Genomic DNA, 9,135 nt, shown 5'->3' with positions numbered 1-9,135 from the left:
CGTGTGAAGACAGGAACGGTAAACAGCGTAAAGAAATCCGTGTCATCCGCGTTCCATCAAATACCGCATAACCCTTCTTCCGAATTAACAAATCCACGCATTAACGAACCAGCATCCTCTTTATTTCATTCAGCTTCATCAGCGCCTCTACCGGGGTAAGCGTGTTGATGTCGAGGTTGATAATTTCCTGCTTAATTTCTTCGAGCAGTGGGTCGTCAAGGTTAAAAAAGCTCAGCTGCATGTCGTCTTTGGCCTGCGCCTTAATGCTTGAGAGTGCTTCTCCGCTGTGGTCTTTCTCCAGCTTTTTAAGCAGTTTTTGCGCTTTCTGGATTACCATTTGCGGCATGCCCGCCATTTTAGCCACATGTATACCAAAACTGTGGGCGCTGCCGCCTTTTACCAGCTTACGTATAAACAGCACCGTATCTTTAAGTTCCTTAACACTCACGTTGAAGTTCTGTATACGGTCAAAAATATCCTGCATTTCGTTAAGTTCGTGGTAGTGCGTAGCAAACAGCGTTTTAGGCTGCGCCGGGTGCTCGTGCAAAAACTCGGCGATGGCCCAGGCTATCGAAATACCGTCATAGGTACTCGTGCCGCGGCCTATCTCGTCGAGCAGTATCAGGCTACGGTCAGATAAATTATTAAGGATGCTTGCCGTTTCGTTCATTTCTACCATAAATGTAGATTCGCCCATACTGATGTTGTCGCTCGCGCCCACACGGGTAAAAATCTTGTCTACAATTCCCATACGCACACTCTCCGCAGGTACAAAGCTTCCCATCTGTGCCAGCAGTACAATAAGCGCTGTCTGGCGGAGGATTGCCGATTTACCCGACATATTGGGCCCCGTAATCATGATAATTTGCTGGGCGGTACGGTCCAGGTACACATCATTAGTAATGTAGGGCGTACCCACTGGCAACTGCTTTTCTATAACCGGGTGGCGGCCTTCTTTAATTTCGAGTTCGTGGCTGTCGTCTATATTCGGCTGCACGTATTTGTTTTCTATGGCCAGCTGGGCAAACCCAGTGAGGCAGTCTACCTGTGCCACCAGGCCGGCGTTAAGCTGCACGGGCTTTATGTAGGTGGAAATCCAAACCACAAGCTGATCAAACAGCTGGGTTTCCAGCGCCTGTATTTTTTCTTCGGCGCCCAGTATTTTGGTTTCATATTCTTTAAGCTCCTCGGTAATGTAGCGCTCCGCATTAACGAGCGTTTGCTTGCGTATCCAGTCTGCCGGCACCTTGTCCTTATGGGTGTTACGCACCTCTATATAGTAACCAAAAACATTATTAAACGATATTTTTAGCGATGTAATCCCGGTATTGGCGCTTTCCCTGCGCTCTATCCCTTCAAGGTATTCTTTGCCGCTGTAGGCAATGGCGCGTAGCTCGTCAAGTTCGGGGTGAATGCCTTTTGCAATGGCGTTGCCTTTGTTAATGGCCACGGGCGCTTCGGGATTCAGGGTGGTTTTTATCTTTTCACGCAGCAGTTCGCAGGCGTGAAGGCTGTCGCCTATGGCTTTTAGCGCGTCGTTATCACTCTCCAGTGCCAGTTGCTTTATAGGCACAATGGCGTCAAGCGATTCCTTAAGGTAAATTACCTCCCGGGGCGAAACCTTGCCTGTCGCGATTTTCGATATAAGCCGCTCAAGGTCGCTTATCTGTTTTACCTGGTTCTGTATACGGGCGAGTATGCTTTGGTTGTCCTTCAGGTAGGCTACCACTTCGTGTCGTGCGCGTATCTTGTTGGCATCCTTTAACGGAAGTGCCAGCCACCTCTTTAGCAAACGGCTGCCCATGGGGGAGAGGGTACGGTCTATCACGTCAAGTAGCGTAACCGCATTGGGGTTGGTGCTGTGGTACAGTTCGAGGTTGCGTATGGTAAAACGGTCCATCCACACATAAGCATCTTCGGCTATACGCTGAATGTTGGTTATGTGCTGCACCCGGTTGTGCTGTGTTTCGCCCAGGTAAAACAGCACCGCCCCGCTGGCTATTACGCCCTCGGTCAGTTCTTCAATTCCAAAGCCTTTTAGTGAATTGGTACCAAAGTGGTTGGTAAGGCTGTCAAAAGCATAGTCTTCTTTATATACCCAGTCTTCCAGGAAAAAGGTATGGTGGTTGTCCCCAAAGGCTTCTTTAAAAGTATTCTTTTCATTCTTGGCAACAAGCACCTCGCTGGGGTTAAAGTTTTGCAACAGCTTATCAATATAATCTTCATTGCCCTGTGCGGTTAAAAACTCCCCGGTAGAAACATCAAGAAACGATATGCCGATGGTTTTCCGCCCAAAATATACCGATGCCAGGAAGTTGTTGCTCTTGCTGTGCAGCACCTCGTCGTTCATCGACACGCCGGGCGTAACCAGTTCGGTAACCCCGCGCTTTACTATGGTCTTAGTCATTTTTGGGTCTTCCAGCTGGTCGCATATTGCTACGCGCAGGCCCGCCTTAACCAGTTTAGGCAAATAAGTATTGAGCGAGTGGTGCGGAAAACCCGCCAGTGCCGTTTCGCTTTCGCTGCCGTTTCCGCGCTTGGTAAGGGTAATGCCCAGTATGCCGGCGGCCCGTATGGCGTCGTGCCCAAAGGTTTCATAAAAATCGCCTACACGAAACAACAGGCACGCATCAGGGTATTTGGCCTTGATGGCATTATACTGTTTCATAAGCGGGGTTTCTTTAACGGTCTTTTCTTTTGTGGCTGCCAAGGCTATTATTTTTACTGTAATGGGCGAATTTATCGAAAAAAAAGCAATTGCGCCCGAAGTGCCTCCGTCATAATATTAAAGATTATTAACAGCCTTTGCCATTTGGTATACATAATGGCATTCTTTTTGTATTTTTGAAATTACAATTCTTAAATTAAAACGAAATGAAACACCTGTTAATGGCAGCCTTGTTGATGACCGGCGTAGCCACATTTGCACAAACTACGGCAAAAACTGAAAATACGGCGCTTACTACGCCAAAGCGGGAAAAAGTAACCCCGGAAACGCAAACGCAAAAACTTAGCGAAGAACTTGCCCTTACGGCTGAGCAGCAGGTAAAAGTAAGGGCCTTATATGAGCAGGAGGCAAAGGCAAGAGCTGCCCTTAAAGAAGAGCGTAAAGCAGCAATGGATGACGCTGCAAAGGAAGCGTTAAGGGCAAAGGCAAAAGAAGATAAAGAAGCGTTTAGGGCTAAAATGAAAGAAATACTTACTACAGAGCAGTTTGCTAACTGGAAAACCTTTAAGGCTAAACAGCCGGGTACCATGGGCGACAAAGGCAACTCTAAATTTAAAAGTAAGGGCGGTGCTATAGAGAAAGCGCAACCCGGGCAATTGCCAAAAAACTAAAAACTAATTTTTTTTTCATACTACGCCACGCTACAAAGCGTGGTTTTTTTATATGTCGTGCCGCTTGTAATGAAAAAAATAATTAAAGCGTTTCGCTACCTTTGTGCCAAATTTCCGGTTTATGAAAAAAATAGCTAACGAAGCGTTAGGCCGCCTTAGTGCGGCTGAATTTAAAGAGGCAGATAAAACACCGCTTATCCTTATACTGGATGATATAAGGAGCCTGCATAATATAGGTTCGGTGTTTCGCACGGCCGATGCTTTTTTGCTCGAAAAGATATACTTGTGCGGTATCACCGCCACGCCTCCTAATAAAGAGATACATAAAACGGCCCTGGGTGCTACCGAAACCGTAGCCTGGGAACATTACAAAAACATTACAGAAGTAATAACCCTGCTTAAAAGCGAAGGGGTGCAGGTGTTTGCCGCAGAGCAGGTAGAAAATGCTGTATTTTTACAGGATTTTATGCCGTTGCCAGAAAAAAGGTACGCCTTAGTGTTTGGTAATGAGGTAAAAGGCGTTTCCCAGGATGCTGTAGACCTTTGCAATGGTGTTATAGAAATTCCGCAACTTGGTACTAAACATTCCCTCAACATTTCGGTAAGCGCGGGTATCGTGGTGTGGGATGTTTTTCAGAAATTACAATATCCTAAAAATTAACAATCCCGTTAAAAATATTTTCTATTTTTACGAAATGAAGAATCCTTTAGTGTTTTATATAATAACATGCGTTGTTTTTGCGCTTTCCTCACTAAGCATGTTTGCGCAAACAAACCAGCCGCCGGTAGTTACTGCTGCCGGAAATCAGGTATATTGCCCGGGTACACCCATTAATGTTGCAACATCATTTAGTATTACCGACGCTGATCCTGCCGACACAACTGCCCTTGCGGTATATATACAAATATCATCAGGGTACGAAAGCGGGCAGGACCAGCTCACGCTTCCTACCCCCATACCTAATGTTACAACAAGCTGGAATCCCACTACCGCTAAGCTTACAATAAGCGGGGTAGGGGGACAGGTTTTACCGTTTGCTACGCTGGAACAGGCGGTACTTGCTGTGGTTTTTAACAATACCAATATAAATGTTTCTGGTACGCGCACCTTTTCTATCAGTATAGGTGAGGCAAACTACCTTCCTTCTACAGGCCATTATTATAGGTTTGTTTCATCTAACGGCATTACCTGGTCATCGTCAAGAGATGCCGCAGCAGCAGATAATTACTACGGGCTTCAGGGTTACCTCGCAACGCTTACTACAGCAGAAGAAGCGCAATTGTGCGGGGAGCAGGCTACCGGTACCGGGTGGATAGGCGGAACCGATGAGGCGGTTGAAGGCGTGTGGAAATGGGCCACAGGACCTGAAGCAGGTACCACTTTTTGGAACGGCACATTTAATGGCTCTACACCAAATTTTGCGTTTTGGAATACCGGAGAGCCTAATAACGCAAATAACGAAGATTATGCGCATATCACAGCGCCCGGGGTAGGCATACCGGGGTCCTGGAACGATCTTGCAAATGCAGGCGGGCCTAATGAATATGCTCCTAAAGGCTATATAGTAGAATATGGAGGCACGCCTGGGGATCCTGTGCTTAATATTGCGGCGTCTACAACAATAACTATAAACAGAATAACAAGCGTGTCAGATTCTGCAGCGAGCTGCGGTACAGGCACTGCGCTGCTACAGGCCACAGCCGATAGTGGTACAGTATATTGGTATGATGCCGCTACCGGAGGAAACCTGCTTGCCACAGGCGACAGCTTTACCACGCCTACAATAAGCGTACCCACTACCTATTACGCATCGGCTTATGATGCAACATGTACCACAGCGCCACGCACACCGGTAATGGCAAATATTACCGAAGTACCGGTAGTAACCGTAACAAACGCAACGGTTCCTGCATGTGGTAATGAGAATGCAATACTGGAAGCTACCACTACGGTAGGCACTATAAACTGGTACGACAGCCTTACTGCTACTACGCCCATAGGCTCCGGCAGCCCTTTTACCGCGCCTCAGGTTAACAGTACAGCTAATTTTTATGCCGAAGCGGTTAACCAGGGCTGCGTATCAACAACCCGCGAGGCTGTTACTGTAAACCAGCTGGCTACGCCCGATGAATACAGTGTTGACCTTTCTTTTTGCGAAGGCACCGCGCTTACGCTGGATGCTGCCGACCCTGATATTGTAAAATATACATGGTCTACAACCGAAACGACCCCTTCTATAGATGTTGTTGTACCCGGAACTTATACGGTAGAAATTGAAAATGCAGCTGGGTGTAGTGCCACCGCTACCTATATAGTAGAAATGCTGTACGCACCCATAATAAGCGATGTGCTTATAAGTACCGATAAGATAACCGTGGAAATGCTACGAAACGACCCCGAAAACTACCAGTACAGCCTTGACGGCGGCCCGTACCAGGATTCGCCTATATTTACAAACCTGAACAGCGGCAGGCATATTGTTACTGCAAAATCGCGTAACGGGTGTGGTGAGTTTCCCTGGTCGTTTACTATTTACCTGATACCAAAATATTTTACACCAAACGGTGATGCCACGAATGATGTATTTACCCTTGCCGGTATGGCATCGTTACCCCAGGCTACCGTTACCATTTTTGACCGCTATGGCAAGCTCATAACCCAGCTTAACCGCCGCAACCGCACATGGGATGGCACGCTGAATGGCTACCTGCTGCCGGCAACCGACTACTGGTATGTAATAAAAATAGATGACAGCACGCCCGAAATTTTTGGGCACTTCGCACTGATGCGATAAGATAATATATACTGATTTTGACAGATACAGTACTTATAAAAGCCATAAGGCTTTTTAATACCCCCGACGGCAAATGCACCTTTGAATATGGCAGCATGGCCAATACCGTGTTTATTGAGGGGAAGGGTTTTTTTGCGCAAACCTACATTGAGGAATACCAGAAAGTAGCGCACCCTGCCCCCAGGAGGCAGTATGTGGTTACTATAAGCGGTACATTGCGCTTTACGGTTAGCAATGGCGATACTTTTATCATAAAGCCCGGAATATTATTGCTTGCCGAAGATACTATAGGCGAAGGCCACACCTGGGAACTGATAGAAGGTGACCGCTGGGAACGTATTTATTTAGTACTTGCTGATGGTGCGGACAGCCATTTTATTGCGGATGAAAGCACTTAGCTACCGTACTATAGCTATGATACGCTGCATAGTATTTTTAATGTTTTCAATAATAAAATAAATAAACGGAGTTTTGTCTCCATAAACCTGCGCGGTTTCAAGGGCGGTATAATACTTTAGGCGGCTTTCAGCATCACCTTTTAATATGGCGATCGGGAAGCCGTTTTGCAGTAAAATAAGGTTCATCAGCAGGCGGGCTGTACGCCCATTACCGTCAATGAACGGATGGACGCTTACCAGCCGCTCGTGCATTTCAGCTGCTAAAACTACCGGGTGCAATGAGCCGTTATTTTCGGCATACCATATAAACATGCTTTCCATTTTCTTCTGTACAAGGTAAGGCTGTGGCGGTATATGTCGTGCGCCGCTTATCAGCACAGGTACATTGCGGTAGCGCCCGGCATTACCATTATCAATGCCCTGAAGTATCAGCTTATGGATGTCAAATAGTACCCGTTCTGTTATTGCTTCATTGTTTTTAGCAATATCTTTTATGTAATCGATAGCAAAAGTATGATTAATGGCTTCGAGGTGCTCATTGAGGCTTTTTCCACCAATGGTGAGGCCTTTTTCAATCACAAGAGCCGTTTCCTGAAGGGTAAGGGTGTTACCCTCAATTTTATTACTTTCGTATGTATATTCAATATCAAACGCCTTCGCCACCTTACCGCTGTTCAGCCCCCTCAGGCTATTCAGTTGTTCTTTAAGCCCGTCTAAATATTGGAGGTCATCTGTAAGCATTGTGCAAATTATTTATACGAATATACGATTTTTGTAACAAAACCATTCAGTCTGCCTTAAGACCCGGGTAAAGCTACTCACTCTCCTTAAGGGAGGGGAGGGTTGGGGCTACGTTCATCCGCATCAGCCCCCGCTTGTGCTCGTTAAAATTTTTAGAAAGGTATAATTTTTTAGCAGCCTCATTGTGTGGCTCTATCTCCAGGTAGATGATTTTAACCGAAAACGCTTTGGCTTCCGCCGAAATAAAATCGAGCGCCTGTTTTGCAATACCCTGCCCGCGCATTTCTTCGCTTACAAAAAGTTCGTCAAGGAATGCAATACGCCCGGCATATTCAAAACTAAATACAAACGTTAATATCACATAGCCTACAGGTTTATCATTCGCCAAAATCACCCAGCCTTTTCCCAACGCATCATTCTCAATAAATTCAAAAAACAGGCTTTTGCTCACGGCGGCATCCATAGGGTAGCCGTCTATGGCATAGAACTGTTCCATCATATTCATAACTGCCGTTGCATCCGGCGCTTCAAACGGTTTAAACTTTGGCTGTATCATGCTGTATGTGGTTGATGATATGATTAATGGCGCCGCGGCGTTCGCGAACAAAGTTACCGGCAATAAAACCCTTTTCGGTACGGTAAGCATCACCATAGGTCAGCGCCGAGAGGATTTCCTCCATTTCATGCTTGTTACTTACCGCTATGCATCCGCCCGTCTGTACCATTGCCACCGCTTCGGGAAACTTTTTATGGTTGGGGCCTATAACTATTGGTATGCCAAAGGCGGCAGGCTCCAGTATGTTGTGCAGCCCGGCTGTGCCAAAGCCACCGCCCACATAGGCCACATCGGCATAGCTGTAAATTTTGCCCAGCAGGCCTATGGTGTTTACTATGAGTACGTCGTACTCTGCGAGGTTTTTACCGTCTTTTTCGGTAAATAAAACAACGTTGCGCTTTATGTTCTTCTGCAAATCGGCCATATGGCTTTCGCTAAAGGTATGCGGCGCGATAATGAATTTGGTGTCGACCGCGCTGTTTATAAAATCAGTAAACATGATTTCGTCCTTTGGCCACGAACTACCAAAAACCAGCGTAGTTTTCCCGTTGATAAATTCTTGTATAAAAGGCAGGCTATTATCCTGTTCTAATATACGGCTTACGCGGTCGTAGCGGGTGTCGCCGCTCACGCTTGAATTAGTAAAGCCTATGGTTGCCAGCAGTTCCTTCGAACTCTGATACTGTACAAAAAAGTGGGTGAAGGCCTTAAATGCTTCCCTGTAAAAACCGCCATACCATTTAAAAAATGCCTGGTTGGGGCGGAATAAACCTGAAATAAGGTAGGTTTTGGCATACGTCTTTTGAAGTTCGTTGAGGTAATTGGGCCAGAACTCATATTTTATAAAAAATACCAGTTCGGGGTGGGTGAGGGCAACGAATCTTTTGGCATTTGCCAAAGTATCTAAAGGCAGATACATCACCACATCGGCGGCCTTGGTATTCTTGCGTATCTCATAGCCGGAAGGCGAAAAAAACGTAAGCAGTATTTTATGTTGCGGGTACAATTTACGCACTTTTTCCATAATGGGTAATGCCTGTTCATACTCGCCTAACGAAGCCGCGTGGAACCATATCACCCTGTCGGTAGCTGCGATTTTTTGTGCCAGGGTTTCAAAAATATCCCTTCGACCACGCACAAAAAGTTTGATTTTGTGGTTAAAAAGCGCCACAATGTTCAGTAGGGGCCAGGCAAGGCGCGTAAGCAGGCTGTACAGTATAAACATAAGCTGAATATTGGGGTGCTAAATTACGCAATTTTCATTGGCAGCCCCGCATTAAATTAGTAGTTTTGCCTGACTTAAACA

At 46.2% G+C, this 9,135-nt stretch carries 8 protein-coding genes; 4 read left to right on the top strand and 4 right to left on the bottom strand.

The window, feature by feature from the left end; all coding sequences use genetic code 11:
• Positions 1–100: 100 nt before the first annotated feature.
• On the bottom strand, positions 101–2,668 hold the full coding sequence (mutS, locus tag ACLI09_RS15510; protein WP_411420554.1) for a DNA mismatch repair protein MutS: 2,568 nt from the start codon (positions 2,666–2,668) through the stop codon (positions 101–103).
• Positions 2,669–2,874: 206 nt separating this feature from the next.
• Here mutS and ACLI09_RS15505 point away from each other — a divergent pair, with 206 nt between their 5' ends.
• The 4 genes from ACLI09_RS15505 (at position 2,875) to ACLI09_RS15490 (ending at position 6,532) form a co-directional block, all read left to right on the top strand.
• Complete coding sequence (locus ACLI09_RS15505; RefSeq protein ID WP_411420552.1) at positions 2,875–3,339, top strand: hypothetical protein; 465 nt, start codon at positions 2,875–2,877, stop codon at positions 3,337–3,339.
• A gap of 121 nt (positions 3,340–3,460) precedes the next feature.
• Positions 3,461–4,000, top strand: coding sequence for an RNA methyltransferase (locus ACLI09_RS15500; RefSeq protein ID WP_411420551.1), 540 nt, complete (start codon positions 3,461–3,463; stop codon positions 3,998–4,000).
• Between the two features lie 34 nt (positions 4,001–4,034).
• A complete protein-coding gene (locus tag ACLI09_RS15495) occupies positions 4,035–6,134 on the top strand; it encodes a T9SS type B sorting domain-containing protein (protein WP_411420550.1) in 2,100 nt (699 codons plus the stop codon).
• Positions 6,135–6,151: 17 nt separating this feature from the next.
• Positions 6,152–6,532: a hypothetical protein gene (locus ACLI09_RS15490; protein WP_411420549.1), complete on the top strand. Its 381-nt coding sequence runs from the start codon at positions 6,152–6,154 to the stop codon at positions 6,530–6,532.
• On the opposite strand, the gene ACLI09_RS15485 is transcribed toward ACLI09_RS15490, so the two are convergent.
• The 3 genes from ACLI09_RS15485 to ACLI09_RS15475 form a co-directional block, all read right to left on the bottom strand.
• Positions 6,533–7,273, bottom strand: a complete 741-nt coding sequence (locus ACLI09_RS15485) for a Fic family protein (RefSeq protein ID WP_411420548.1) — start codon at positions 7,271–7,273, stop codon at positions 6,533–6,535.
• Between the two features lie 73 nt (positions 7,274–7,346).
• Positions 7,347–7,829: a GNAT family N-acetyltransferase gene (locus tag ACLI09_RS15480; RefSeq protein WP_411420547.1), complete on the bottom strand. Its 483-nt coding sequence runs from the start codon at positions 7,827–7,829 to the stop codon at positions 7,347–7,349.
• Positions 7,810–9,054 (bottom strand): 3-deoxy-D-manno-octulosonic acid transferase, encoded by a 1,245-nt coding sequence (locus tag ACLI09_RS15475; protein WP_411420546.1) that lies wholly within the window; start codon positions 9,052–9,054, stop codon positions 7,810–7,812. Before ACLI09_RS15475 ends, ACLI09_RS15480 begins: the two co-directional genes overlap by 20 nt.
• Positions 9,055–9,135: the final 81 nt, after the last annotated feature.

This window comes from Flavobacterium sp. RHBU_24 (assembly GCF_046613695.1).
In the GTDB taxonomy this organism is placed as follows: domain Bacteria; phylum Bacteroidota; class Bacteroidia; order Flavobacteriales; family Flavobacteriaceae; genus Flavobacterium.
Note: the sequence above shows the minus strand (reverse complement) of the source record. Positions and strands in the feature narration are given on the sequence as shown.